The 25,521-nt window shown below is 67.1% G+C and carries 20 protein-coding genes, 1 tRNA gene and 2 pseudogenes; 10 read left to right on the top strand and 13 right to left on the bottom strand.

The annotated features are described in order from the left end of the window. Positions 1-626 precede the first annotated feature (626 nt). Positions 627-712, bottom strand: a tRNA-Leu gene (locus HYU53_11085). Between the two features lie 174 nt (positions 713-886). Here HYU53_11085 and HYU53_11090 point away from each other — a divergent pair. Next, positions 887-1,042 (top strand): hypothetical protein, encoded by a 156-nt coding sequence (locus tag HYU53_11090; GenBank protein MBI2221737.1) that lies wholly within the window; start codon positions 887-889, stop codon positions 1,040-1,042. Positions 1,043-1,135: 93 nt separating this feature from the next. Here the strand turns inward: HYU53_11090 and HYU53_11095 are convergent, their stop codons facing one another. From HYU53_11095 to HYU53_11135, 9 genes are all read right to left on the bottom strand, one after another. Next, a complete protein-coding gene (locus HYU53_11095) occupies positions 1,136-4,312 on the bottom strand; it encodes a carboxypeptidase regulatory-like domain-containing protein (GenBank protein ID MBI2221738.1) in 3,177 nt (1,058 codons plus the stop codon). 213 nt (positions 4,313-4,525) lie between these two features. Beyond that, the gene (locus HYU53_11100) at positions 4,526-5,236 is read right to left on the bottom strand and encodes a glycine cleavage system protein H (GenBank protein ID MBI2221739.1); all 711 of its coding nucleotides are present in this window, start codon (positions 5,234-5,236) and stop codon (positions 4,526-4,528) included. A 13-nt stretch (positions 5,237-5,249) separates the two neighbouring features. After that, positions 5,250-5,930 (bottom strand): glycine cleavage system protein H, encoded by a 681-nt coding sequence (locus HYU53_11105; GenBank protein ID MBI2221740.1) that lies wholly within the window; start codon positions 5,928-5,930, stop codon positions 5,250-5,252. Then, positions 5,923-7,125: a Ni/Fe-hydrogenase cytochrome b subunit gene (hybB, locus tag HYU53_11110; GenBank protein MBI2221741.1), complete on the bottom strand. Its 1,203-nt coding sequence runs from the start codon at positions 7,123-7,125 to the stop codon at positions 5,923-5,925. The genes HYU53_11105 and hybB overlap by 8 nt, the downstream gene beginning before the upstream one ends. Next, on the bottom strand, positions 7,118-8,017 hold the full coding sequence (locus tag HYU53_11115) for a 4Fe-4S dicluster domain-containing protein (protein MBI2221742.1): 900 nt from the start codon (positions 8,015-8,017) through the stop codon (positions 7,118-7,120). The genes hybB and HYU53_11115 overlap by 8 nt, the downstream gene beginning before the upstream one ends. Positions 8,018-8,110: 93 nt before the next feature. Then, positions 8,111-8,338 (bottom strand): hypothetical protein, encoded by a 228-nt coding sequence (locus HYU53_11120; protein ID MBI2221743.1) that lies wholly within the window; start codon positions 8,336-8,338, stop codon positions 8,111-8,113. 187 nt (positions 8,339-8,525) lie between these two features. After that, positions 8,526-9,881 (bottom strand): sigma-54-dependent Fis family transcriptional regulator, encoded by a 1,356-nt coding sequence (locus HYU53_11125; GenBank protein MBI2221744.1) that lies wholly within the window; start codon positions 9,879-9,881, stop codon positions 8,526-8,528. Continuing rightward, entirely contained in the window at positions 9,844-10,407 is a 564-nt protein-coding gene (locus tag HYU53_11130) for a peptidase M54 (protein ID MBI2221745.1), read from the bottom strand. The genes HYU53_11125 and HYU53_11130 overlap by 38 nt, the downstream gene beginning before the upstream one ends. Then, on the bottom strand, positions 10,404-12,083 hold the full coding sequence (locus tag HYU53_11135; GenBank protein ID MBI2221746.1) for a HAMP domain-containing protein: 1,680 nt from the start codon (positions 12,081-12,083) through the stop codon (positions 10,404-10,406). The genes HYU53_11130 and HYU53_11135 overlap by 4 nt, the downstream gene beginning before the upstream one ends. 185 nt (positions 12,084-12,268) lie before the next feature. Between HYU53_11135 and HYU53_11140 the strand changes: the two genes are divergently transcribed. The 3 genes from HYU53_11140 (at position 12,269) to HYU53_11150 (ending at position 14,964) form a co-directional block, all read left to right on the top strand. Continuing rightward, positions 12,269-13,291 (top strand): D-alanine--D-alanine ligase, encoded by a 1,023-nt coding sequence (locus HYU53_11140; GenBank protein ID MBI2221747.1) that lies wholly within the window; start codon positions 12,269-12,271, stop codon positions 13,289-13,291. Between the two features lie 92 nt (positions 13,292-13,383). Continuing rightward, positions 13,384-14,139, top strand: coding sequence for a hypothetical protein (locus HYU53_11145; protein MBI2221748.1), 756 nt, complete (start codon positions 13,384-13,386; stop codon positions 14,137-14,139). Between the two features lie 99 nt (positions 14,140-14,238). Then, the gene (locus HYU53_11150; protein MBI2221749.1) at positions 14,239-14,964 is read left to right on the top strand and encodes a 1-acyl-sn-glycerol-3-phosphate acyltransferase; all 726 of its coding nucleotides are present in this window, start codon (positions 14,239-14,241) and stop codon (positions 14,962-14,964) included. Positions 14,965-14,971: 7 nt separating this feature from the next. Here the strand turns inward: HYU53_11150 and HYU53_11155 are convergent, their stop codons facing one another. The 3 genes and pseudogenes from HYU53_11155 to HYU53_11165 form a co-directional block, all read right to left on the bottom strand. Continuing rightward, positions 14,972-16,051 carry an Ig-like domain-containing protein gene (locus HYU53_11155; protein MBI2221750.1) on the bottom strand — a complete coding sequence of 360 codons (1,080 nt, stop codon included), beginning with the start codon at positions 16,049-16,051 and terminating at the stop codon, positions 14,972-14,974. A 25-nt stretch (positions 16,052-16,076) separates the two neighbouring features. Further along, positions 16,077-17,955 (bottom strand): annotated as a pseudogene (locus tag HYU53_11160) (oligopeptide transporter, OPT family). Positions 17,956-17,991: 36 nt separating this feature from the next. After that, positions 17,992-19,446, bottom strand: a complete 1,455-nt coding sequence (locus HYU53_11165) for an aminoacyl-histidine dipeptidase (protein MBI2221751.1) — start codon at positions 19,444-19,446, stop codon at positions 17,992-17,994. 191 nt (positions 19,447-19,637) lie between these two features. Between HYU53_11165 and HYU53_11170 the strand changes: the two genes are divergently transcribed. The 6 genes and pseudogenes from HYU53_11170 (at position 19,638) to HYU53_11195 (ending at position 25,480) form a co-directional block, all read left to right on the top strand. Continuing rightward, the gene (locus HYU53_11170; protein ID MBI2221752.1) at positions 19,638-20,270 is read left to right on the top strand and encodes a redox-sensing transcriptional repressor Rex; all 633 of its coding nucleotides are present in this window, start codon (positions 19,638-19,640) and stop codon (positions 20,268-20,270) included. A 62-nt stretch (positions 20,271-20,332) separates the two neighbouring features. Continuing rightward, positions 20,333-20,746 (top strand): cyclic pyranopterin monophosphate synthase MoaC, encoded by a 414-nt coding sequence (gene moaC, locus HYU53_11175; protein MBI2221753.1) that lies wholly within the window; start codon positions 20,333-20,335, stop codon positions 20,744-20,746. A gap of 5 nt (positions 20,747-20,751) precedes the next feature. Further along, entirely contained in the window at positions 20,752-21,735 is a 984-nt protein-coding gene (locus HYU53_11180; protein MBI2221754.1) for a D-2-hydroxyacid dehydrogenase, read from the top strand. Between the two features lie 281 nt (positions 21,736-22,016). Continuing rightward, entirely contained in the window at positions 22,017-22,409 is a 393-nt protein-coding gene (locus HYU53_11185; protein MBI2221755.1) for a four helix bundle protein, read from the top strand. A gap of 66 nt (positions 22,410-22,475) precedes the next feature. Then, positions 22,476-23,508 (top strand): annotated as a pseudogene (locus HYU53_11190) (IS256 family transposase). Positions 23,509-23,647: 139 nt separating this feature from the next. Next, on the top strand, positions 23,648-25,480 hold the full coding sequence (locus tag HYU53_11195; GenBank protein MBI2221756.1) for a long-chain fatty acid--CoA ligase: 1,833 nt from the start codon (positions 23,648-23,650) through the stop codon (positions 25,478-25,480). The last annotated feature ends 41 nt before the right edge of the window (positions 25,481-25,521 follow it).

The raw sequence follows: 25,521 nt of genomic DNA on the forward strand, positions 1-25,521 counted from the left end.
GGCCGCTGATCAGCGATTGGCCCCCAGTGCGCGGCTCACCATGATGGCCCGGAGCCACGATGCTCCACTCAGAGGCCGAATATACGACTGCATCCGATCTCAGTCATGGTCACGATTCGGTGTTCTCGTTGATCGCCGGGACACGAACTGCTTCAACTGGGCGACCCGACTCGGCAGAAGGTGATCCGAGAAATCGCGAAACAGCCGTTGGGCGTCACCACGCTGCTAATGGCTGACGGATTCTGGCCGGCGCCATTCCACGTTCGCGCGATCTTGCCTGAGCCGCGGACACGGATCAAGTCGCTTCACGACAACGATTTGGGCTAATCCGGAGGCCGATCGGCTGCAAATGGCCGCTGGCCGCCAACGCTCAGAGACCGCCGGATAGGGGGAAGGCGCCAATCGCTTTGCCCGTACCGGGCGCGACACGGTTCAAAGGAGAACGGGGTGTCAGGCGACTTCGATCCGCGCGACTGTGACTCGCGCGGGCGGGACGACGGCGTTCACGATCGCCAGGAGGACTGGCCTGCCATCGGTCGTGGGCCATCGTCAGGGGCGTCCGGCGACGCTTCCCTTGATGCCACGCGCGAGCGCGACGAGGACTCTGTGAGCATCAACTAGATAAGTGCCGGAGGTGGGAATCGAACCCACACGGGCGGTAAAGCCCACGGGATTTTGAGTCCCGCGCGTCTGCCAGTTTCACCACTCCGGCCCGGGGTGGGAACTTTCAGTATAACGTGGCCAGCCACTCTCACCGACCCGCACGCGAGGTCCGGGAAGGTTGAGGAGTTCCGCGTGTTCCGCGCATTTTGCGGTTCAACCTCCGAACGAATCGCAACGACGTCACAGTGGTCGCGGGTATAGTAGGGCTCAACGGAGGTTGGACATGGCCGTATTCGCCACCCGCAGCCTTGGAATGCTGTGCCTCGCGATCTGGCTGATCGTCACCGGCATTACAGGGCTGGCGGCAGTCCCCATCCCGGGCGTCGTCATGGCCGTTCTGGCGCTGCTCGCGGGCATCCTGATCCTGGTCGGGCGCTGAGACAAAGGGGGACAAAAGGGGGACAGTCACACTTTCCCGCCCGACGGGCACCGGAAAGTGTGACTGTCCCCCTTTTGTCCCCCTTCTTTCACCTCAGAAACTGATGCGCGCGGCCACCTGCACGGCGCGCGGGCCGCCGCCCCCCAGGAACGGATTGCCCCCGGCCACGTCCGGCGTCGCGGTCAGCGGCAGGAACCCCACCCCGCGGTTGGTCTCCGGATCGATCCCGTTCTGCAGGAAGTCAATCGCGAAGTTGGGCAGCAGCGGGTTGGCGTAGTTCGTGCGGTTCACCACGTTGAAGACGTCCACGCGAAGCTGCAGCCGCGCGCGATCGCCAAGCGCCGTGTTCTTCACGAACGACAGGTCCAGGTTGCGGAACCCGGGCCCGTAGTACGCATTGCGCGGCAGGTTGCCGAAGTGCTGCCCGCCCGCGCAGCCCCCCTCGCCGTTCGGCGTGCACGGCGCGGCAAACGCCGAGAGATTCAGGAACCGATCCGCGCCGCCCGTCCCCTGGAAGGGATCCCCCACCAGGTCCGGGCGCCCGAAGTACTCGCCGCTGCCGTTGAAGTCATCCTCGAACAGGTAATTGATGTTGATCGGCTGCCCGCTCGCGAGCGTGACGACGCCGTTGATCGACCAGCCGGCGGTGAGCCAGTGGCCGGCGGTCACCGGCGTGAGGTCCCACGTGAAGTACCACGTCAGCCGGTGCCGCGCGTCGAAGTTCGACGGCGCCCACTCCGCCTCGGGATTGCGGCTGTCGTCGGGCTGCGAGGCGTTGGGCACGTAGTCCTGCCCGTCGCTCGCGGTGTCCATGGACTTCGACAGCGTGTAGTTCAGCGTCGAGGTCACGTTGCGCCACCCGCGCACGCGCAGGCTCGCCTGCAGCGCGTTGTAGCGCGACCGCGCGGTGGACTCGAACTGGTTGATGTAGATGAAGTCGGGAAACGGCGCGCCGCCCGTCGCCGGATCGAGCTGGTTGATGTCGCGATACCGGAACAGCGACTTGCCGGTCGATCCCACGTAGCCGACCTGCACGGCGGCGCGCGACCCCAGCTCCTGCTGCAGGTTCGCGCTGTACATCTGCACGTACGGCGTGCGCAGGTTGCGGTCCACCGTGAAGACGTCCGACGCGCTGAAGCTGTCGTCCTCGAACACCGGCGCGTCCGAACGAATCACGCCGGTCGGCGAGAAGCTGAACTCGATGTCGTTGTACGCCGGCCCCGGGTTGAACGTGTTCCAGGGAAGCTGTCCGACGAAGAAGTCCTGCGAGAACGCGTCGTAGTACAACCCGTAGCCGGCGCGCACCACGGTCTGCGCCTCGCCGGTGAGATCCCATGCAACGCTCAGGCGCGGGGAGAAATTGTTGAAGTCCTTGTCGTACAACTGCGTCACCGGCGTCACGCGCGCCGACGCTTCATCGAACACGCTGAAGCGATCCTTCTCCTCGCCGATGACGCCGTAGTAATCCCAGCGCAGGCCCCAGTTCACCGTCACGTTCCGGTTCGCCTGGAAGCTGTCCTGCGCGTAGAACGCGTGGTTGTTCTGGAACGTGAAGCGGCGCGAATCGCCGCGCGCCTGGCGCCCGCCCGAGAGCCGGCCGGCGATGAAATCCTCGAGGCTGTCGAAATCCAGCCGCCCGCGGTACCCGGCATCGAAGAAGCCGTCCACGGTCGTGCGCCGGAACTCGTAGCCGGCCTTCAACGTGTGGCGGCCGGTCGTGTAGGTCGCGTTGGTGAACGCCTGGTAGTTGCTGTCCACGCGCCCGCGGGGGAGCGACAAATTGGCGCCGGCGTTGGCGTACCCGGAGACGCGGATGAGCGGCAGCCCGAAGTCCTGCGCGTTCGTGACGGTGTTCAGGCCGACGCTGCGCGGGTCGAAGTCCCCGTCTTCCGGAAAGAAGTCCTCGTCGAACCGATTGAGGCCGCCGCGCACCTCGAACAGCAGCCTCGACGAGACCACGTGCGTGTACGACCCGGACAGCAGGTGCACCGTCGTCGGCGTTTCCGTGTTGTAGCCGGGAAGGAACCCGCCGCCGAGCAGGCCGAGCGGGAAGCTCTGATCGCTGTCGCCGAAGAAGTAGCGCACGGTGAGCAGGTCGGCCGCGCCGAAGTGCTGGTCGATCTTCGCCAGGGCGCTGTCCACGCGGTTGTTGAAGAGCGTGGTGGCCTGCAGGTTGTTGCCGTTGGCGTCGGGCGCCTGGTTGGGGGCCGGCCACGGCCGCCGATCGAGCAGCCCGCGGACGACCGGATTGACCACGCCGCCGTTGGCCGCGATGGCGGCGTTGATCTCGTCGTTGGTGGGCACGCGGGCCGGGCCCGGCAGGCCGCCGTTTTCCCGCTGCCCTTCGTAGGCCGCGAAGAAAAACGTCTTGTCCTTCTTCAGCGCGCCGCCGAGCGACCCGCCGAACTGGTTGTTGCGGAACTCGTTCTTCGGGGCCGGCGCCTTGTTGAACGCATTTCGATCCCCCAGCGCATCGTCGCGGAAGTACTCATACACGGAGCCCGACGCCGTGTTCGTCCCCGACTTGGTGACGATGTTGACGACGGCGCCCGCGTTGCGGCCGTATTCGGCCTCGGCGCCGGAGAGGACGGGGAACTCGTCCACCGCGTCGATGGGCAGCACGGTGGCGGGCGTGCCGAAGACGCCGGCCTCGTTGATCGCCGGCAGGTTCCGGTAGCCGTCGTTCATGTCCGTGCCGTCGAGGAGGTAGTTGTTCGAGCGGCCGCGGTTGCCGTTGATGCTGAAGAGCCCGAAGGATCCCGGGGAGTCGTTGATGCCGCTCGGGTCTCCCGCGGTGCCCGGCACAAGTGTGAGCAGCTTCACAAAATCACGCCCGTTCAGCGGGATCTCGGCTGCCTGCGCCCCCTCGATGGTTCCTCCCTGCGTGTTGCCGCTCGTTTCGATCAGCGGCGCCCTCGCAATCACCTCGACCGATTCCTGCAGCCCGCCCGGCCGCAGCTCCAGGTTGATGCGCTGGATCGCCGACGCTTCAACCTGCACGCCCTTCACGGTTTGCGTGGAGAACCCCATGAGCGAGGCGGAGACGTCGTAGGCGCCGAGCGGCAGCTCGGTGAAGACGTAGTTGCCCGCCTCGTCGGTCTGGACCGAACGGACCAGGCCGGTTCCCGTGTTGGTCGCGGTCACGGTCACGCCGGGCAGCGCCGCCGCGGTCTGATCCGTCACCGCGCCTTGAATGCCGCCGCGGAATGTTTGTGCGAGTGAAAGGCTTGCAGATAGCAGGACGATCGTGAAGGCGAGCGACACGCGCATGGCACGCTCCCCCGGGGCCAGTGTGAAGGTGGAAAGTCCGCAGGAGTATAGCGCGGCGCCGAGTCCTGTCAAACGCGCGTCCGGAGCGTGCGCGCCGGAGCCGCGGCCTGGGGAAGCATCGATCGACGTGGCAGGGCAAATCGCCTGCCGGCGGCGACTGGCAGTCTCCTCTGGCGCCAGGGCCGCCGGCCAGCGATCAGGAATGAAACGCGATCACACTTTCGTGAGCGCCCGCAGGAACTGCTGTTCGAGCGCGGCCCGCTGTTCCTCGCTGATGAGCAGGTGGCTCGGCACCGCCAGCTCTCCGCCGTCGGCGGCCAGGATGCCGGTGGCGCGCTCGAGCGCCAGCGAGAGGCGCACCGCCTCGGTGTGCATCCACTGGCGCGCCGCTTCGTCGTGCTTCATCGATCGGAAGCTGTCGCTGGCCGGATCCACCTCGAGGAGCCAGCCGCGCCCGTAGGGGTCGTCCACCAGCGACTGCGGCGTGTCTCCGAGCCGCGGGTTGACGCGCGCCACGACGCCTTCCACCGGCGACGGGAGGACGACGCCGCGTGGGCCGGCGCTCACCGTGAGCAGCGCGTCGCCTTCCTTCACGTACGTCCCGACGGCCGGGAGCGCCACGGCGTCCACGCGCCGGAGCAGGCGCCCCGCGAGGTCGTCCAGCCCGAGCCGCACGAACCCCGCGCGCGTGCGCAGCCAGGCGTGGGCCGGGGAGTAGTACGTCCCGCGCCGCCACGTCAGCCCTCCCTCCGAGCCGAAACCGGCGAAGCGCCGCCACAGTTGCCGGACGCCTTCGCCCGCAAAGAGAAACGGCAGCAGCACGCTGACGAGCAGCGCCAGCAGCACCACGGCAACGGCGAACCGCACCGCAAGCCCGCCTACCAGGATCGCGGCGTTTTCGATGACGTTGATCAGGGCATCCATGACGGTCTCCTTCTCACGACCTCAGGAACCGGCGCGCGATGGCGTCCCAGTTCTCCGCGTCCACGCCGCGCGCGAACCCTTTCACGGGCGCGCCGCCGTCGTGCATCACCAGGCCGACTTGCGGCGAGAGCAGCGCCGACAGCTCGTCCCACGAGGACGACATCAGGTCGCGCGCCGCGCGGCCGCTCAGCAGCTGCTTGGTGTTGGCGACCAGCCGCGGCGCCTCGACCTTCATCAGCCATCCGCGGCCGAACGGATCCTCGTTCACCGCCGCGGGGTTGCCGAGCGCCGCCTCGTTGATCGCGACGACCCGGCCGGTGACCGGCGACACCATGTCCACGCTCTTCGAGTCCGCCTTCAACCGCCAGCCGCGCGCTCCCTGCTCGATCGCCGTGCCGAGCGGCGGCAGGTCGAGCGCCGCGATCGGGCCGACCAGCTGCTGCGCGAAATCGTCCATGCCCACCGTGGCGATGCCCGGCGCATCGGCGCGCATCCACGCGTGCCCCGGGTGGAACATCACCCCCTCGGGGACGCGGAACATGTCGAGCAGCGGCAGCCGCCGCTCGGCGCGCACGGCCGCGCGCTCCGCCACGCTCGCGCCGCCGATCGCATAGCGCCAGAAGCCCGTGAACAGCACCAGGAACGTGATGCCGAGCAGGTATTCGAGGCCTTTCGCGATGTAGGGGTCATGCATGGGTCGATTCCTCGTGGAGGATGGGCATGCGGTTGACGATCCAGCGGAACGCCAGCACGCCGGTCGTGATGATCGTGACGGTCGTGACGATCTCCATTCCGCTGGGCACGTAGTGCGGCGTGATCCGCCAGCTCATCGCAATCACCGACACGTTCAGCCGGTTGATGACGACGCCGAGGACCGTCCAGGCGGCGGTCGCGCGCAGCAGCCTGACGCGCCCGTTGCGCGCGCCGTAGGCGAAGAGCAGCGACGGCACGAGGATGAAGCCGGCGATCTCGAACAGGAACCAGACGCCGTATGCCGTGGCGAGCAGGTCGAACCGGCCGGAGTCGAGCAGCCCCTGCAGCCGGAGGAAGAAGTACGCGAAGAGGACGACGGCTGCCGCGCGCGAGAGGCCGACCGTGAGGCGGTCGAGATCGAAGGGCTGCTCCGGGCTGGCCTGACTGCCAAACAGCCGGTGCGACAGCGACGACTCCACGATGACCATGCTCAGGCCCGCGGTGACGGCCGAGACGAAGAAGAAGAGCGGGATGAACGGCGAGTACCACAGCGGGTGAAGCTTGCCCTCCGCCATCAGGAACAGGGCGCCGAGCGATGACTGGTGGAGCGTGGAGAGGAGCACGCCCGCGACCGTCAGCACGGTCGTGAGCCTCAGCGCCCACGCCCGGAACTTCCGCCACCCGAGCCACTCGAAGAGCGCGGGCGTGAACTCCAGGAAAAGCACGGCGGAGTAGAGCGCCACGCACCACGCCACCTCGAACATGATGGAGCGCGTGCCCCACGAGTACACCATCGGCACCCAGAGCCGCCACGGGCTGCCGAGGTCCGCCAGCAGGCCGAACACGGCGAAGAGGTAGCCGAGAAACCCGGTGAGCACCGCCGGGCGGACCACCGGGTGGTACTCCTCGAGGCCGAGCAGGTAGACCGCCGCGGCGATGGTGAAGCCGCCGGCGGCCAGCGCGATGCCGCTCAGCATGTCGATCCCGATCCAGATCCCCCACGGCGTGGCCTGCGTGAGGTTGGTCGCCGTCGCCAGGCCGAACGCGAAGCGGTAGACGATCACCGGAATCCCGATGGCGAGAATCAGCGCGAACACCGCGTCCCACGGTGTCATCAGGCTGCGAAGGTATCCGCGCCAGCCCAGGCCGAAGAGGACCTTCTGGTTGAACCAGCCGGTCTGCGCGATCTCAGTCATGGCGGGCCTCCCCGGCCGCGACATCATCCTTCACGTCGTTGCGACGCTTCGTGATGGCGTGCAGGCCCATGAGGATTGGGGGCCACAGCGTGAGGATCAGGGGCACCGCGCCAAGCGCGGTCGACGCAAGCGCGGGGCGCGGCGTTTCGCCGAGCCCGCCCGGAAGCCCGAGCCGATCGAGGTCCACGTCGCCGATGTACAGCCAGCTCGTGCCGCCCACTTCGCGCTCGCCGTAGACGTGGTGCACGTACTGGTCGGGGTTCTGGTAAATCCGCAGCTTCGCCTCCTCGATGAGCGCCGCGCGCGTCCCGAAGGAGAGCGCGCCGGTCGGACACGCGTCCGCGCAGGCGGGCGGCAGGCCCTGCGCCTGGCGCTCCGCGCAGAACGTGCACTTCTTCACGTACGGCACCGGCTTGTCGTACTCGAACTTCGGGACGCCGAACGGGCAGGAGAGCATGCAGTAGCGGCAGCCCAGGCAGCGGCTGCCGGTGTAGGTGACGGGGCCGCTCGCCGTCTTTTCGAGCGCCCGGGCGGGGCACGCCGACACGCACGCGGGGTCCACGCAGTGCATGCACTGCGTCTTGATGAACCGCACGTCGTCTTTTGCAACGGTGTAGCGATTCACCACGGTGAAGGCTCGCTGATCGGTTTCGCGTTTCGCTTCGAAGACGCGTTCGTCGCCGGCCATCGCGGGATCGGGCAGGCGGTTGGCTTCCGCGCACGCCGCTTCGCACGAGCGGCAGCCGACGCACCTGGTCGTATCCACGAGCACCGCGCGGGAGTCTTCCCCGGCAGGCGCGAGGCTGGAGGCGGCGGCCGGCGCCGCCGCGCCCGCCACCGCCGTCGCGCCAATCGCGCTGACCTTGAAGAAGGTTCGTCGCGTGAGTTTCATGGGCGTGACCTCAATGCCGGGTGCCGGCGAGCGACACGTACGACATGACGGAGAGAACCAGGAGCGCCATCATCGTGAGCGGGATGGTGAGGATCATCGCGCGACCTCCTTTGCGGGTGCCGGACCTTTGGGCTCCGCCGCGACGCCGTGGACGCCGCCGGCGGCTGCCAGGCGCGCCATGGCTTCGCGGAAGAGCGGGCAGTCGTGGAATTGCCCCAGGCACGGGTCGGCGGTCGCGATGCGATCGAGCGGAAGCATCTTCTTCACGGGGTACGCATCGCAGAAGAGCATCACGACTTCCTTCAGGTGCGGGCAGCTCATGGGCGTCTTCCAGGTGAATCGCGGTGCCGCGTTCGTGCGCCACCGTCACCCCACGGCATGGCAACGGTCGCGCCAGGCACTCGCGTGCGGATTTACCGGGGAATTGTGGTGGTTGCGGGAAAAGGGATCGGTGAAAGCCTCAACGGCGAGTTGAGGATTTCAACGCGGGTGTGGCGGTCGAGGGAAGCTACGCCGTTCCCGCCGGCTCGCGCAGCCGGTACTTCTTGATCTTGTTGTACAGCGTCACCCGATCGATATCGAGGATCCGCGCCGCCTGTGACACGTTGCCGTGCGATTGCTCGAGGACGCGCGCGATGTGCTGTCGCTCCACGGACTCGAGCGAGCCGTCGGGCGCGTCGCTCGCGACCTGCAGGTTCAGATCGGCGGCATGGATCGTCGGTCCGCTGGCGACAACGATCGCGCGCTCGAGGATGTTGCGCAGCTCGCGGATGTTGCCGGGGAAGGGATACGACATGAGCAGCGCCATCGCGTCGCGCGCGACGCCGTCGATCGGGCGCTTCAGCTCGATCGCCAGGCGCTCGAGCAGGATGTCCACCAGCAGCGGGATGTCCTCGCGGCGCTCGCGCAGCGGCGGGAGCGTGACCGGGATGACGTTCACGCGGTAGTACAGGTCTTCGCGGAACGCGCCGCCGTCCACCGCCTTGCGCAGGTCGCGGTTGGTGGCCGAGATGATGCGCACGTCCACCGCGACCGGGTCGTTGCCGCCGACGCGGCAGAAGCGGCGGTCTTCGAGCACCCGCAGCAGGTCCAGCTGCAGCTTCGCGCTGATGTCGCCGATCTCGTCGAGGAACAGCGTCCCGCCATGGGCCGCCTCGAACGTGCCGCGGCGGCGGCTGGCGGCGCCGGTGAACGCCCCTTTTTCGTGGCCGAACAGCTCGGATTCCAGGAGCGTGTCGGTGAGCGCGGCGCAGGAGACGGCGACGAACGGCCCGGTGCGGCGGTCGCTCTCGGCGTGAATCGCGCGGGCCAGCAGCTCCTTGCCCGTTCCGCTCTCGCCCAGGATGAGGACGGTGGACGAGGTGTGGGCCGCGGACCGCGCGAGGTCGAGCGCGCGCTGCATGACGGCGCTCCGGCTCGCGATGTCGATGTCATGGAACGCGAAGTCGCGGCGGAGCGCCTTGCGCAGGATCGCGTTCTCGCGCACCATCGACTGCTGGTTGACGATCCGCTGGATCATCACGCTCAGCTCCTCGGGGTCGAACGGCTTGACGAGGTAGTCGGTGGCGCCCAGCTTGATGGCCTTCACCGCGGTCTCGACGGTGGCAAAGGCGGTGATCATGACGACGGCGGCCTCCGGCTGCAGCTTGCGCGCCGCCTCGAGCACCTGCAGGCCGTCCATGCCGGGCATCTTCAGATCCACGAGCAGGATCGACCACGCGCCGCCGCGCAGCCGCTCGAGCGCCGTCGGGCCATCGGGCGCGGTGTCGACCGTGTAGCCGTCCTTCTCGAGCCACCCCGAGAGCGACTCGCGGACGATCTCTTCATCATCGACAATCAGGATATGGGGGACGGGCAGCGACATAGGATTGCTCCCTGAGATCGCGAAATCGACTCCGGCAGTCCGGGCACAGCCGGTCCTGCTTCAGATCGACGGCCGCGAGCGCCGGCGATCGCGCCATGACGCACGCGGATGACGCGCAGTGCACGAGCCCGAACGTGTGGCCCACCTCGTGGACCGACTCCTTGGCCAGCCGGGCGCGGACGAGCGCGTCGGCCGGCGGCTCGCGCAGCCGCGCGGTCGAGACCACGGCGACCCGGCCGGCGAGCTGCGCCTCGCCGAAGACGAAGGTGAGCACCGGGATGAACAGATCCATGCCGGTGACGCCGAGCAGCTTCGCGCCGTCGGCCGGCATCCGCCCGGCAAGCCACTCGAGGATGACGCGCGACGAGTGCTGCTGCCGTCGAACGTCGAAGGCATTCGGCGACCGCTCGTCGATCCACGCGCGGCGCGCCGCCATCTGGAACTCCCGCTGCAGCGCGGCGATGGCGGGATCCAGCAGCCGCGGCGGCTCCGGACCCTCGCCGATCCACGCGACGTAGATCGTCACGGGTGCTGTGGCGGACCTGGAAGGTAGGCCCCACAGGTGACCCCCGCGTGCGACGGGCCTGAAAGGCCCGCGCCGCTCACGTCCCCCACACGTTCCACCGCCGGCGGCAGCGTGATCGTCACCGTCGTGCCTTCTCCCGGCGTGCTGTCGATCTTGAGCGTGCCCCCGTGCCGCTCGACGATGCCGTAGACGACCGAGAGCCCCAGGCCGGTGCCCTTGTCCCTGGTCGTGAAGAAGGGATCGAAGACCTTCTTCAGGTGCTCGGGCCGGATCCCCGTCCCGGTGTCGCGCACGGCAACCTCTGCCGATCCGCCGGCATTGCGCGAGACGATGTGCAGCGTCCCGCCGCTGGGCATCGCGTCGCACGCGTTAATCAGGATGTTGACGAGCGCCTGCCGGATTTGCCCGAAATCCGCTTCGATGGGCGGGACGTCGCCCAGCTCCGACTGGAGCTGGATGTTCTGCATCTTCACCTGGTTGTTGATCAGGAACAGCGTCTCGCCGAGGACGGCGTTGACGTCCACCTGCGTGAGCTTCAGCTCGCGCTCGCGCGCGAAGTCGAGCAGGTTCCGGACAATCGCGGTGCAGCGCTGCGTCTCGCGCTCGACCAGCTTGAGCTGGCCGATGATCTTCGCGCGCTGCGCCTCGTCCGGGGGCGCTTCCTCCAGCGTGCGGACGAGCAGTTTCGCGTAGGTGAGGATCCCGGCGAGCGGGTTGTTGATCTCGTGCGCGATGGATGCCGCCAGGCGGCCGAGCGACGAGAGCTTCTCGCTCTGGACCATCTGTTCCTGCGCCTTGCGCAACGCGGCGGTGCGGTCCTGCACCTGCTGCTCGAGCCCGTCGAGCAGCGCCAGCCGCTGGCGGCGGACCTCCTGCAGCGCCGCTTCCATTTCGTTGAACGCGCGGGCGAGCTCCGCGATCTCCCCCGATCCGCTGACGGGCACGGGCTCCTTCAGGTCCCCGTGCGTGACACGCCGCACGCCGCCTACCAGCTGTTGCACCGGCTGGACGAGGCTGCGCCGCGTGAAGACGATCACCGTCATCGCGAGGCCGAGCACCGTGATCACGGCGACCTCCGCCGTGCGGCGCTGCAGCGAGGCGAGCGTGCCGTCCACGTTCGACAGCGACATCCCCACTTCGAGCAGGCCGAGGACGCGCTGCTGGGGCGGGTGCGCGTGACACGCGGCGCTCGAGCAGGCGGGCGCGTTGTAGATCGGGCTGACCGTCGCCAGCACGCGCCCGCTGCGGTGCGCGATGACGCGGCTGCGCGCCGACGGGGTCAGCGACTCTGGCCTGTGACTGTTGGTGTGGCACGCGGCGCACGTCGGCTCGCGCGTGCTCGCGACGCGCCCGATCTCGGCCGCATCCATCGAGTACTGCGTCAGCCCCTGCGAGTCGAACAGCCGCAGCTCCGCCATGAGGGGCTGCGACGCCACGGCCTGCAGCGATCCGACGAGCTCGGCGCGCTCGTTGCGGAGCATGTGCCGCTGGAGACTTCGGACGAGCGTGTCGCTCAGGAACGCGGCATTGCTCACCGTCTCCTGCATCAGCAGCTCCTGCTGCGCGCGCAGCACGAGATACAGGAAGATGGCGCCGCCGATTGCGGTGGCAAGGATGATGACCGCCGTCACCTTGACGCTCAGGCGATCCCACCAGCGCAACCCGCTGAGAGGCATGTTGTGAAACCCTGCACTTTTAGCAAGGCCACTGCCGCGCCTGCCCGGGCGGCTGGCGAAAAAATACCGGGAAAATCAGGGGTGATCAGGTCACCGAGAACAGAGACGACGGGATTCCGGCAGGCGGGTTCTACCGCCGCTGCCGGATTGCTGTCATAACGCGAATGCTATAATTCCGTCACACCGTGGGCAAATTGAAGATCGTCGTCCTCTTCGACCGGTGGGAAGGACCGGACGAGGACGAGGGATCCGGCGGCGCGCCGACGCTCGTCCGCACGCTCGACAAGAAGGAAGTCGAGGAGGAGGTCGCCGAGGCGCTCGGCAAGCGCGGACACGAGCCGGTGCTGCACGTGCTCGATGGCGGCCGGAAGGGGCTGCACGCGCTGGCCAAGCTCGATTGCGATCTGGTGTTCAACCTGGCCGAGTCGTTCGGCGGCAACGACCTCGCCGACTTCTGTATCGCGTCCTACCTCGAGCTGCTCAACAAGCGCTACACCGGCGCCGGCGCGCGCGGGCTGATGCTGGCGCAGGACAAGGCGATCGCGAAGAAGATTTTCGCGTTCCACGGGATCCACACGCCCGTCTTCGCGAAGGTGTATCGCGGGCGCCTGGATTTCTCCCACCACCTCGAGTTTCCCGTCATCGTCAAGCCCGCGCGGGAAGACGGATCGATCGGGATCGAGTTCAACGCCGTCGTGAATTCGATCCGCGAGCTGATGGAGCGCATTGACCAGCTCCACCAGAATTTCGACTCGCCGGTGCTGATCGAGGAGTACGTCGAGGGGCGCGAGCTGTATGTCGGCGTGCTGGGCAACGAGCCGCCCGTGGCGCTCCCCGTGGTCGAGCTGGATCTGTCCAAGCTGCCGGACGGCATTCCCCGGATCGCCAGTTCAGAGGTCAAGTGGAACAAAGGCACGCGCGCCTACCGGGACACCAAGTCCAAGGTGGCGGAGGACCTGCCGGAAGAGACCGTGGCGCTGCTGAACCAGACGGCAGTGGCCGCCTATCAGGCGCTCGACCTCAGGGACTACGGGCGGATCGACATGCGGCTCCAGCCCAACGGGCGCGTGGCGGTGATCGAGGCTAACCCCAATCCCTGGTTATCTTCCCGGGCGGAGTTCGTGATGGCTGCCCGCAGGTCCGGCCGGACCTACACCGACCTGATCGGCGAAATAGTCGAGCTGGCGATGGCGCGCTACGGAATGTAAAAAGGGGTCGGGAGCCTTTTTCGGTCGCGAGGGATTCCGACCGAAAAAGGCTCCCGACCCCTTTTTACGGTTTTCGTAAGTGCCCCAACATTGTGCAAAGGCGCGAAAAACGCCTGATTTTCCGCCTGTTTCCGTTGTCTGAGCCCCCAAAATCGGCTATACTGGGGGGACTGCTTGTCTCGGACACGCCCAACCTACGCACACCTTTTATCTGTGGGGGATATGTGACATTTGAGGTCGGTGACAAGGTCATTTACCCGAATCACGGGCTCGGCGTCGTTGAAGGTATTGAAACCAAAACCATCCTGGGTACGACGTGCGGCTTTTATCACCTCCGGATGATTGGCAGCGAGACCACCGTCCTTGTGCCGCTCGATAACGTGGATGGCGTCGGGCTGAGGCGCGCCATCAGCGATGTGGAGTGCGAACGGCTGTTCCAACTGCTCGGTGACGGCAAGATCGACAACCACCAGAACTGGAAGGGGCGCTTCAAGGACAACTCGGACAAGATGCGCACCGGCTCGATTTACGACGTCGTGGACGTCCTCAAGAACCTCACGTATCTGAGCCGATCCAAGAGCCTGTCGTTCCGCGAGAAGCGCATGCTGGATCGCGCCAAGTTCCTGGTCACGTCGGAAATTTCCGAGGTGCTGCGCGAGCCGCTGCTCGACATCGAGGGCAAGGTCGAGAAGGCGCTCGAGCGCTGCTTCGCCGTCAAGGCGCGCTCGATCGCCCGCGCGAAGGCGTCGACGGCGCCGGCGAAGGTGAAGGCGGTGAAGACCGTCAAAGCGGTGCCGCCCTCCCGCGTGGCCACCGCCCGGCGTGCCGGGGCGGCGCGCGCCAGCTAACGAGTTTCCCTGTACCGCTTGATCCGGGCGTTCACAAGGGAAGGAGCCCGGCGGAGATAGAATCTTCGCCGGGCTTTTTTGTTGGCCTCTCGCGACACTGTGTTGATTGCCATCCTTCGCTCCATTGCGGCGTACCTGTTCGTCTCGCTGTACGTCGTCATCGTCGGCACGCCGCTCATCGCGCTGGCGCTGGTTGTCCGATCGCCGGCGATCCTGTACTGGGCCGGGCTGGCGGGTATCCGCGGGGGCATGCTGCTTTCCGGGATCAGCTATCGGGTCGAAGGGGCCGACCGGATCATCCGCGGCCGCCCCGCCGTCTACGCGGTGAATCACGCGAGCAACCTCGAGCCCCCGATTGCGTTTGCGGCGCTGAGCTCGTTGTTTCCACGGCTCGCCATTCTTTACAAGGCGGAACTGCGGAAGCTGCCGATCCTGGTGTGGGGGCTCGACCTGGCCGGCTTCGTTCCCATCGAGCGCGGCAACCGCGAGCAGAGCCTGCCGGCGATCGACCGCGCGGCGGACGCGATGCGCCGCGGCGTGTCGTTCCTGATCTTCCCGGAGGGCACGCGCTCGCGGACCGGCGAGCTGCTGCCGTTCAAGAAGGGGGGCTTCATCCTCGCGTTGAAAGCCGGCGCGCCGATCGTGCCCGTGGCGATCAAAGGAGCGCGCGAGGCGATGCGGAAGGGGAGCCCCGTCATCCACCCGGTCACGGCGCGGGTTGCCTTCGGCCAGCCCATCGAAACCAGCGGCATGACGATTGACGATCGCGATCGGCTGATCGCGGACGTCAGGGGGCAGATCGTGGGGATGTTGGAGAAGATCTGAGGTGGACTTATCCCCCCACCGAGAACTCCATCGCCCACGGCGCCAGCCTCGCGCCGTCGGAGGCGGTGATGCCGTCGAGCAGCTCGATCTTCACCGTGCTGAAGTGGTCGAGCGGCGCTTGGAAGGTGATCTCGGCGACGCGATTGTCACGGCGATAGACGGTCGTGGCGACCGGCGGTGTCGAGGTGGCGTTCGCGTGGACGTACGTCACGCGGACGCGATCGCGGAAGCTCTCCGCCTCCATGTCGCGCGTGAACTGGATGCGGACCTTCACCGTCGGCGAGACGTCGGCCTCGTCATCGACCGGCAGCGAAAACGCGACCTGCGGCGGCGCCCCGACCACGCGCACCGGAGCCTCGGCGATGGCGGCGGGCGCCGATCCGCTGGAGAGCGTCACCTTCGTCGCTTCGATCCACACCAGGCCGCGCTCGGCGCGCACCACGCCCGTGACCTCGAGCGAGCGCCCGGTATCGAGCCTGGTAAAGGAGTCGAAGTTGAAGTCCCTGCCGCGCGGCCGTTGTCCGGTGACCCAGAGCGCGGCGTCCGCCGACTGGATCACGAAGTCCCACCGGCTTCGGCCCGGCGACTGCGGCAGATCGCCATACAGGTTGGCGCCACGAAACCGCCCGATCACCGTGACCCGTTGTCCTTCATAGCGTGACGGCTCGAGCGCGATCGCGCGCAGCCCGGGCGGGAGCCGCTCGGCTGCGCCGGACGCGCTGGCGATGACGATGAGCACCTGGTTGTGAGCCGGCCAGCGGCCGTCGTTGACGCGCTGGAGGAGCGCTTCGATGTCGAACCCGGCCAGGTGCGGGTCGTCCGGCGTGAGCCGCCCCAGGTCCCAGAACTGGCCGCGGAGTTCCACCAGGCCGTCCGGCACGCCCCGATCGCGCTGGAGGACGAACACCGGCCGCGTCGAGTCGTCTGCGCGGAGCGACACGATGCCGGACGCCGGCTGTTCGACCGTCCCACGCACGACAATCGTGCGGCCGTGGAAAAAGAGCGGGTGTTGGGCGAGGGCCTCGAGCGTGGTGGCGGTGCGCGAGGCGGGCTGGGCGGCCGCCGCAACCGCGGCGGCCACCAGCATCACGCCTGCAAGAACGAGCCGGATATCAGCTGAGTCTCTTCTGCGCAAACCGGGAGAGGACGACCGCAAGGAGGAAGAACAGGAGCCCTGCGGCGATGAGCCCGCCCGTTCCGTCGTGCAGGAAGGCCAGCGGCGCCAGCGCCTCGGCGCCGTCTGCTTCCGGAATGATCCCATTGCCGAACAGCACGGCGTAGAGGATACCTGCGATGGATCCGCCCGCGATCAGCCCGGAGCTGAACAGCGTGCCGGAGCTGACCTCGGACTCCTCGCGCGTGCCCGTCTTCTTTTCCACGTACGCACGGACGAGCCCGCCGGCGAAGATCGGCGCGGTCGTGGCGATCGGCAGGTAGGAGCCGACCGCGAACGACAGCGAATGGATCCCGCACAGCTCCAGCGTGATCGAGATGAACACGCCGACCAGCACGAGGCCCCACGGCAGGTTCTGGCTGAGGAGCCCCTTGATGATCGTGGACATCAGCGTCGCCTGCGGCGCGGGCAGCGCGTTGGAGCCCACCTGCATCACGCTGTGGAGGTACAGGGTCGTATAGCCGATGATCAGCGCCGACACCAGCACGCCGATGACCAGGCCCGTCTGCTGATAAATCGGCGTGGCCCCGACGATGTAGCCGGTCTTCAGGTCCTGCGAGGTCGCGCCGGCGTTCGCCGCCGCGATGCAGACGATGGCGCCGACGCAGAGCGCGGCGGGCGCGTACGCATCGCCGGTCCATCCGAGCGCGACGAAAATCGTGCACGTGAGGATCAGCGTCGCGATCGTCATCCCCGAGATCGGATTGGACGAGGAGCCGATCAGCCCGACGATCCGCGACGACACCGTGACGAAGAAGAACCCGAACACGATGACGAGGATGGACGCCAGGAAATTCCCCTGCGTGGGCATCCGCGGTGCCACGGCGAGGAACAGCGCCAGCAGCAGCGATCCGGCCAGGACAATCGTCAGCGGCAGGTCGCGTTCGGTGCGGGCCTTCACGACACCCGCCGACGCGGCGCCGAAGTCCTTCACGCTCTCCTTGAAGGACGCGATGATGGTCGGAATCGTGCGGGCCAGCGTGATCAGGCCCGCCGCGAGGACGGCGCCGGCGCCGGTGTAACGGATATAGGCGCTCCACATCTGCCCCGGCGTCATCTGGTCGAGCCGCAGGCCGCTCGGCGGAACGGGGGGCAGCGGCACGGTCATGTGGTTGCCGAGGTAGGTGAGCAGCGGCAGCAGCACGAGCCACGACAGCACGCCGCCGGCGAACATCACGCCCGCAATGCGCGGGCCGATGACGTAGCCGACGCCCATGTACTCGGGCGAGATGTCGACGTTGAGCGTCGCGTTCGGGAAGAAGCTGGCACGCGGCATCGAGTAGCCGACCGCCGTCTGGAACACCTGGAAGATCCACGACAGCGCCTTCCAGAGCGCGCCGATGCCGAGGCCCTGGAACACCATGCGCGCCATCGAGCCGCCGCGCTTGCCCGCCACGAGCACGTCGGCGCACGCCGTGCCTTCGGGATACGGCAGCACGCCGTGCTCCTTCACGATGAGCGCCCGGCGCAACGGCACCATCATGAGCACGCCGAGGATGCCGCCGGCGAACGCCAGCATCGTGATTTGGAAGTAGTTGAAGTAGCCGGGCCCGAACGGCGTCAGGAAGATGAGTGCGGGAACGGTGAACACGACGCCCGCCGCCACGGATTCACCCGCCGATCCGATGGTCTGGACGATGTTGTTTTCAAGGATCGTCGATCCGCCGAGCTTCTTCAGCACCGAGATGGCCAGGACGACCGAGCAGGATGGCTTTGGGCGTGAACTCCGGCACTGCTTTCGCAGCCGGCACGTACGGCTGGAAGGCGCCGCTCTTCGTGGCGGTCACAGCCGGATTTGAAGGCGTTTGATGAGCCATGTTCGCGGATTCTAGCACGCCTCATCTGCCAGCCCGTCAGGACACGTTCTTGAGAATTGCCACGAGAAACGCCCAGAAACGCGGCACCGTGTCGATGTGGATCTTCTCGTCCGGCGAATGGACCCCCTCGAGCGTCGGGCCGAAGGAAACCATGTCCATGCCGGGGTATTTCTCGCCGATGATCCCGCACTCGAGGCCGGCGTGGACCGCCTTGATCTCAGGCGTCTTCTTGTACAGCTGCTCGTAGGTTGCGATCGCGAGCTTCAGGATGGGGGAGGCCATGTCCGGTTTCCATCCCGGGTACCCGTCCCCCTGCGTGACTTCCGCGCCCCCCATCTCCATGATCGTGCGCACGGTCCGGGCGATCTCCTCGATCTCTGATGCCACCGAGCTGCGCTGGCTGGTGGCGAGCGTCACCTTCCTGCCGGCCGTCGCGATCATGGCCACGTTGGTGGAAGTCTCGACGAGCCGGGAAATATCCGCGCTCATCTTCGTGACGCCGTGCGGCAGCGCCGCGATCACGCTGGTGATGTGCTTCTGGAACTTCTTCTTCATCACCGAGCCCTTCCGGCCTTTCGGTTCGGACGCGGTGACCTGCAGGTCCGGCTCGACGCTCTTCAACTCGGCGCGCAGCGCGTCGTTCCACCGCGAGACCAGGGCCTGCGCCCCGGCAGACTTCGCCCTCGGGACGTACATCACGGCCTGCGCCTCGCGCGGGATGGCGTTGCGCTTGTTGCCCCCCTCGATCCTGGCGAGCCGCGCGCCTTCGTCACCGAGCGCGATGAGCACGCGGTTGAGGATCTTCAGCGCGTTGCCGCGTCCCTTGTCGATCTCCAGCCCGGAATGTCCGCCTTTCAGGCCGCTGACGCGAACCTCAATCGCGGACGCGCCGGCCGGCGCCGCCTCGAACTCCACTCTCCAGGTGCCGGTCGTGTCCTTCCCACCCGAGCACCCCACGTAGAGCGCCCCTTCTTCCTCCGAGTCGAGGTTCATCAGGGTCTTGCTCTCGAGAAAGCCCGGCTCCAGGTGGTTCGCGCCGGTGAGGCCCGTCTCTTCATCGATCGTGAAGAGGAACTCGAGCGGACCGTGCTCCAGCGTCCTGTCTTCCATGATGGCCAGATTGGCTGCCACCGCAATGCCGTTGTCCGCGCCGAGCGTTGTCCCGTTGGCCATCAGGAAGTTGCCCTTGCGCACCAGCTCGATCGGGTCCTTGCCGAAGTCGTGGGCCTTGCCGGCGTTCTTCTCGCACACCATGTCGAGGTGCCCTTGCAGGCACACGCGCTTCGCGCGCTCGCGCCCGGGGGTCGCCGGCTTGCCGACGACGACGTTGCCGGAGCGGTCCTGTCTGGCGGAGAGCCCGAGTTTTCTGGCGGTATCGAGGACGAACTGCGCGGCGTTCTCTTCGTGCTTCGAACAGCGGGGAATCCGGGACAGCGCCGCGAAGTGCTTCCAGACAAGGGGCGGAGTCAATCCGTCGACTGCATTGGACATGAAGAACTCCTTGCGGGATGAAGACGAGCTGTTCCGCACTCTATCACCACCGCCGAACGCGCCGAACGCGCCGGCCCGCCGGAAAGCAGAGGTTTCTGCGTGTTCTGCAGCTTCCGTGGTGAAGGCTTTGCTAGAATCATGCGCTTGTGAAGCCGCGGAACAAGCAATCCCCGGCCCCATCGCGCGGGGCCCTGGAACAGGTGTCTGAACTGACGACCAATCGCCTGTCGGTCTATCTCAGGTGCCTGACGGAGCTCGAACACGCGGACGTGCGCAGCATCTCGTCGACGGCGCTTGCCGATCGGTTCGACCTCAACGCGGCGCAGATTCGAAAGGACCTGGCGTACTTCGGCGAATTCGGCACGCGCGGCGTCGGGTACCAGGTCAAGGACCTGCGCGCGCACCTGCGGCAGATCCTCGGGCTCGACCGCTCGATGCGCGTTGCGATCGTGGGAGCGGGGAACCTCGGGCTCGCACTGGCGGACTATCCCGGGTTCCGGCAGGACGGCTTCGAGATCGTGGCGCTGTTCGACGCGGACGAGCAGAAGGCCGGGCGCCACTCGCGCTCGGGCGTGCCGATCCACGACGTCCGGCACCTGAAGGCCATCGTCCGGCGGGAACGCATCAGCATTGCCGTCATCGCGGTGCCCGCGGCCCCCGCGCAGGCGGTGGTGGACGCCGTGGCGGCGGCGGGCATCAGGGCCATCCTGAGCTTCTCTCCAGGCGCGCTGAAGGTGCCGCCCGAGGTCAAGCTCAAGAGCGTGGACGTGACGGTGTCGCTGGAGAGCTTGTCGTTCCACCTGGCGAGAGGGGAGACCGAGTGAGCGTCAACAGGCCGAAGGCCGCACATGTGCTCAGTCACACGGATGATCGCGGGCGGGTGCGCATGGTGGACGTGGGCGAGAAGCCCGTCACGCCACGCGAGGCCGTGGCGAAGGGCGCGATCGCCATGTCGGCCGCCGCGCGTCGCGCGATTCGCCGGCGCGCCGTGAAGAAGGGGGATCCGCTCCCGGCGGCGCGCATCGCGGGCATCATGGCGGCCAAGCGGACGCACGAACTGATTCCGCTCTGCCACCCGCTCCCGCTGACGCACGTGTCGGTCGACCTCACGGCCACCGCCCGCGGCTACGGCATCGAAGCGCGGGTGCGCACCACCGCGCAGACCGGCGTGGAGATGGAGGCGCTCACGGCGGTGGCCGTTGCCGCGCTCACGGTCTACGACATGCTGAAGGCGGTGGACAAGCGCATGAGGATCGGCCAGATTCGGCTCGTGAAGAAGAGCGGAGGGCAGTCTGATTGATCCCCATGCGCATCCTCATCTCCATCTACAGCGACATCTCGACCTGGAACATTCCCGACGAAGAAGTTGCGCGGGTGCGGCGGGAGTTCCCGCGCGATGACGTGGTGCACGCGCGGGATGCCGCCGAGACGGTGGCGCTCGCCCGAGAGGCGGACGTGGCGTACTCGTCGCTGATCCACCGCGACGCGCTGGCTGCCGCCTCGAGGCTCCGATGGGTCCACAGCCCGGCGGCAGGCATCGGCAGCATGCTGTTTCCCGAGCTGATCGCGAGCCCGGTGATCCTGACCAACTCGCGCGGCCTGCACGGCGACGCGATGGCCGAGCACGTCATCGGGGTCACGATCGCGCTGCTGCGCAAGCTGCCGGAGGCGTTCGCACACCAGGGGGCGCACCGCTGGGGGCACGAGGCGATGGGCGCGGGGGAGCCGCTGCGCCTCGTCAAGGGATCGACGTTCGGCGTCATCGGTCTGGGCGCGATCGGGTCGGCGGTGGCGCGGATTGCATCCGCCATGGGCGCCACCGTCGAAGCGATTCGCCGCCATCCCGAGCACGGCGCGCCCGAGGGGGTCCACGCCATTTACGGGCCCTCGCAGCTCGCCGAACGGCTGCCGCAGTGGGACGTCGTGGTGCTCGCCGCCCCGCACACGCCAGAGACGCGCGGGCTCATCGGCGCGGCGCAGCTGTCGGTCATGAAACCGGGCGCCGTGCTGGTGAACGTCGGACGCGGCAAGCTCGTGAAGGAGGCAGACCTGGCCGCCGCGCTCGCTGCCAGGCGCATTCGTGCGGCCGCACTGGACGTCGTGGAGCACGAGCCGCTCGACCCCGCCAGCCCGCTGTGGGATCTGCCGAACGCGCTCATCACGCCGCACGTCTCCGGCCTGCGCGCCGACCACTGGCCGCGCGCCACGGATCTCTTCATCGAGAACCTGCGACGATTCCAGGCCGGGCAGCCGCTCCTCAACGTCGTCGACAAGCGGAGCGGGTACTAGACGAGAGGTTCTACACGAGAGGTTCTACACGAGAGGTTCTACACGAGAGGTTCTACACGAGAGGTTCTGCACGAGAGGTTCTGCACGAGAGGTTCTGCACGAGAGGTTCTGCACGAGAGGTTCTGCACGAGAGGTTCTGCCTGCACGAGAGGTTCTAGACGAGAGGTTCTACACGAGAGGTTCTACACGAGAGGTTCTGCACGAGAGGTTCTACACGAGAGGTTCTGCACGAGAGGTTTTGGGACAGCGGACGTGGCGTCGATCGTGCTTGGGCAAGCGGCATGGCGGTCTCCCAGTTCACGCAACTCATTGCATGGCAGCTCGCGGATCAACTTCGGGCCCAAGTGTTCGCATTTACTGCCAAAGAGCCCACTGCCAGGGATTTCAGATTCTGCCGCGATATTCGTGCATCCGCGGAATCGGCTCCGTCCAATACTGCTGAAGGATTTGCGCGCTTTCGCCCACTCGAGTTCCTCTACTTTCTCCGAATCGCTCGGGCATCGCTCGCCGAAACTCAAGATCATCTTCGTTCGGCGCTCCAATCGGACTACATCACACCTGACGGCTTCACGGGAATGTGGCGCCTGGGGCGCCGCGCGATCATGGCGAACACGGGGCTGCAGCGGTACCTGACGAGGTGCATCGAAGAAGGCTGGGAGCCGGGGTTCGACTGAAACAGACGGTTCGAGACGACGGGGTGTCCGGAATTTCGTGTGTGGGGCATAACATGAGGAGTCCATATGCCCCGCAGACGGAAAGCCTTGATGCCTGACGCGCCGCTGGCGCCCGTCCCCTCGGAAATCCTCGACCAGTTCGTGCGCCAGGGGCCGATCTCCGTGGAGGAGCTTGATGCCGCCGTGCGCCGATTCAAGAAAGCGATCATCGAGCGCGCGCTGGGCGGCGAGCTGACGCACCACCTCGGGTACGCCCGGTGGCGACAAGCCGGACGACACCGCGAATCATCGAAATGGGACCGGCGGCAAGACGGTCCTGACCGATGATGGTCCGCTCCCGATCGATGTGCCGCGCGATCGCGACGGCACCTTTGAGCCGCGGCTGGTCGCGAAACACGAGCGCCGCTTCACGGGGTTCGACGACAAGATCCTGGCGCTGTATGCGGGCGGGATGACGGTGCGAGAAATCCAAGGGTTCCTCGCCGAGATGTACGGCACGGAGGTCTCGCCCGATCTGATCAGCACGGTGACCGACGGCATCATGGCTGAGGTCACCGCCTGGCAAAGCCGGCCGCTCGGGCGCCTGTATCCGGTCGTGTTCTTCGACGCGCTGCGGGTGAAGATTCGCGACGAAGCGACGGTCCGGAGCAAGGCGATTTATCTGGCGCTCGCGGTGCTGCCCGATGGCACGCGGGACATCCTCGGCCTCTGGATCGAGCAGACCGAAGGCGCCGAATTCTGGATGAAGGTCTTCAGCGATCTCAAGACACGCGGCTGCCAGGACATCCTCATCGCGGTCACCGATGGGCTCAAAGGGATGAGCGAGGCGCTCGCCGCGGTATTTCCCGAGACGACGCTGCAAACGTGCATCGTGCACCTAATCCGGCACAGTCTGGATTTCGCGAATTGGAAAGAGCGCAAGCCGATGGCGATGGCGCTGCGGCCCATCTACACGGCGGTGAACGCCGAGGCCGCGAGTGCCGCGCTGGACGAGTTCGAGCGGGGTCCGTGGGGCCGAACATTCCCGACCGTCGTGGCGTTCTGGCGCCGCGCCTGGACGTCCATCATTCCGTTCTTCGCATTTCCCCTCGACGTCCGGCCGTCTTGAGCCTTTCGTCTTGAGCCTTTCGTCTTGAACCTTTCGTCTTGAACCTTTCGTTGTGAACCTGTTGTCTTGAACCTGTCGTTTTGAACCTGTCGTTTTGAACCTGTCGTTTTGACCTGCTATTGTTCTTCCAATGCCCGAGCTCGCGACCGTCTTCGAGCCTTCCGCGCAGCTTGCCACTCTCGCAGACATGCCGTTCCACATCGCCGGCCGGTTTCCGAAGGCCGAGCTGATCGGACGCTGCCGTGAAGGGGGAGTCGACTGGCTGTCCACCAGCGCGTTCTTCGAACGCATCCGCGACATCAGTCTGGGGCTCGCCGCCATGGGGCTGCAGCGCGGCGATCGCGTCGCCATCATGTCGGAGACGCGCGCCGAGTGGATCGTCACAGACCTCGCGATCCTCGCGGCGGGGGGCGTCACGGTGCCCATCTACCCCACGCAGTCCGCCGTCCAGGCGCAGTACATCGTGCAGGACAGCGGCGCACGCTACGCGTTCGTCTCCACCAGCGAGCAGGCCGCCAAGCTCCAGAAAGTGCGCCACGCGCTCCCCTCGCTCGACGTCATCATCCTGTTCGACGCCCGGGAGGCGCCCGCCGGCTCGCTCATCAGCCTCGAGGAGGTCGCGGCGCGCGGGCACGCCAGGATGGTGGCGGAATGGGGCGTGGCGAAGGACTTCAAGGACCGCGCGCGCGGGATCGGCCCGCAGGACCTGGCGACCATCATCTACACGTCGGGGACGACCGGCGAGCCGAAGGGCGTGATGCTGACGCACGGCAACATCATGGCGAACGTCCGCAGCTGCAACCGCGTGCTGCCCATGTCGCCAGGCGACGTCGCGCTGTCGTTTTTGCCGCTCAGCCACGCCTTCGAGCGCACCGTCGCGTACATCTACCTGTCCAACGGCGTGTCGATCGCGTACGCCGAGGCGATCGACACGCTGGCGCGCGACCTGCTCGTCGCACGCCCGACCATCATGACCGCCGTGCCGCGTGTCTTCGAGAAGTTCTACGCGCGCGTGGTGGAAGCGGTCGCCCAGCAGCCGGCCCTGCACCGCGCGATGTTCAACTGGGCGAAGCGGCTCGGGGAGCGCCGCGTGCGCGAGCTCGGGCGGGGGAAGACTCCCCGGAGCGGGGTCCGGCACTCCCTCGCCGAACGGCTGGTCTACGCGAAGGTGCGCGCGCGAATGGGCGGGCGGTTGAACTACTTCGTCTCAGGCAGCGCGCCGCTGCCGAAGTTCATCGGCGAGTTCTTTTATGCCATCGGCATCCCCGTCCTCGAAGGGTACGGGCTGACCGAAACGGCGCCGGTGCTCACCGTGAACCCGTACGGCGCGCCGAGGTTCGGCACCGTCGGCAAGGCGGTGCCTGACGTCGAGCTGCGCATCGCCGAGGACGGCGAGATCCTGGCGCGCGGCCCGAACATCATGGCCGGGTACCACAACAAGCCGGACGCCACGCGCGCGGTGCTGGAGCCGGACGGCTGGTTCCACACCGGGGACGTCGGCCTCATCGACGCCGACGGCTACCTGGCGATCACCGACCGCAAGAAGGACCTGATCGTCACCTCCGGCGGGAAGAAGCTGGCGCCGCAGCCGATCGAGACGCGGCTGAAATCGCATCCGCTCGTGGGCGAGGCCGTGCTGATCGGCGAGCGGCGGAAATACCCCGCGATCCTGATCGTGCCGGACTTCGCCGCGCTCGACCGCCGGCTGCGCGAGCTGGGGCGCCCGGACGAGCCCGACCACCAGACGCTGATCGCCCGGCCCGACGTGATCGCGCTCTACCAGGAACTGATCGACGGCGTGAACCGCGACCTCGCGCAGTTCGAACGGATCAAGAAGGTGGCGCTCCTCCCGCGCGAGTTCGCGATCGCGACCGGCGAGCTGACGCCAACCCTGAAGGTGCGGCGCCGCGCGATCGAGGACACGTGGAGCGGGGTGATTGAGGGGTTGTACGATGAAAGGTGAAAAGGGAAAAGGTTCTACCTTCTACCATTTACTTGCAAGTG

The organism is Acidobacteriota bacterium (genome assembly GCA_016184105.1).
Taxonomy (GTDB): Bacteria; Acidobacteriota; Vicinamibacteria; order Vicinamibacterales; family 2-12-FULL-66-21; genus JACPDI01.

Excerpts from the sequence above, each read along its gene's own strand:
- hybB (MBI2221741.1), bottom strand. The coding sequence starts at position 7,125 with ATGACTGAGATCGCGCAGACCGGCTGGTTCAACCAGAAGGTCCTCTTC.
- HYU53_11105 (MBI2221740.1), bottom strand. The coding sequence starts at position 5,930 with ATGCATGACCCCTACATCGCGAAAGGCCTCGAATACCTGCTCGGCATC.
- HYU53_11185 (MBI2221755.1), top strand. The coding sequence starts at position 22,017 with ATGGCGGTCTCCCAGTTCACGCAACTCATTGCATGGCAGCTCGCGGAT.
- HYU53_11135 (MBI2221746.1), bottom strand. The coding sequence starts at position 12,083 with ATGCCTCTCAGCGGGTTGCGCTGGTGGGATCGCCTGAGCGTCAAGGTG.
- HYU53_11120 (MBI2221743.1), bottom strand. The coding sequence starts at position 8,338 with ATGAGCTGCCCGCACCTGAAGGAAGTCGTGATGCTCTTCTGCGATGCG.
- HYU53_11180 (MBI2221754.1), top strand. The coding sequence starts at position 20,752 with ATGCGCATCCTCATCTCCATCTACAGCGACATCTCGACCTGGAACATT.
- HYU53_11125 (MBI2221744.1), bottom strand. The coding sequence starts at position 9,881 with ATGTCGCTGCCCGTCCCCCATATCCTGATTGTCGATGATGAAGAGATC.
- HYU53_11165 (MBI2221751.1), bottom strand. The coding sequence starts at position 19,446 with ATGTCCAATGCAGTCGACGGATTGACTCCGCCCCTTGTCTGGAAGCAC.
- HYU53_11090 (MBI2221737.1), top strand. The coding sequence starts at position 887 with ATGGCCGTATTCGCCACCCGCAGCCTTGGAATGCTGTGCCTCGCGATC.
- HYU53_11100 (MBI2221739.1), bottom strand. The coding sequence starts at position 5,236 with ATGGATGCCCTGATCAACGTCATCGAAAACGCCGCGATCCTGGTAGGC.
- HYU53_11195 (MBI2221756.1), top strand. The coding sequence starts at position 23,648 with ATGCCCGAGCTCGCGACCGTCTTCGAGCCTTCCGCGCAGCTTGCCACT.
- moaC (MBI2221753.1), top strand. The coding sequence starts at position 20,333 with ATGGTGGACGTGGGCGAGAAGCCCGTCACGCCACGCGAGGCCGTGGCG.
- HYU53_11115 (MBI2221742.1), bottom strand. The coding sequence starts at position 8,017 with ATGAAACTCACGCGACGAACCTTCTTCAAGGTCAGCGCGATTGGCGCG.
- HYU53_11155 (MBI2221750.1), bottom strand. The coding sequence starts at position 16,051 with ATGCTGGTGGCCGCCGCGGTTGCGGCGGCCGCCCAGCCCGCCTCGCGC.
- HYU53_11095 (MBI2221738.1), bottom strand. The coding sequence starts at position 4,312 with ATGCGCGTGTCGCTCGCCTTCACGATCGTCCTGCTATCTGCAAGCCTT.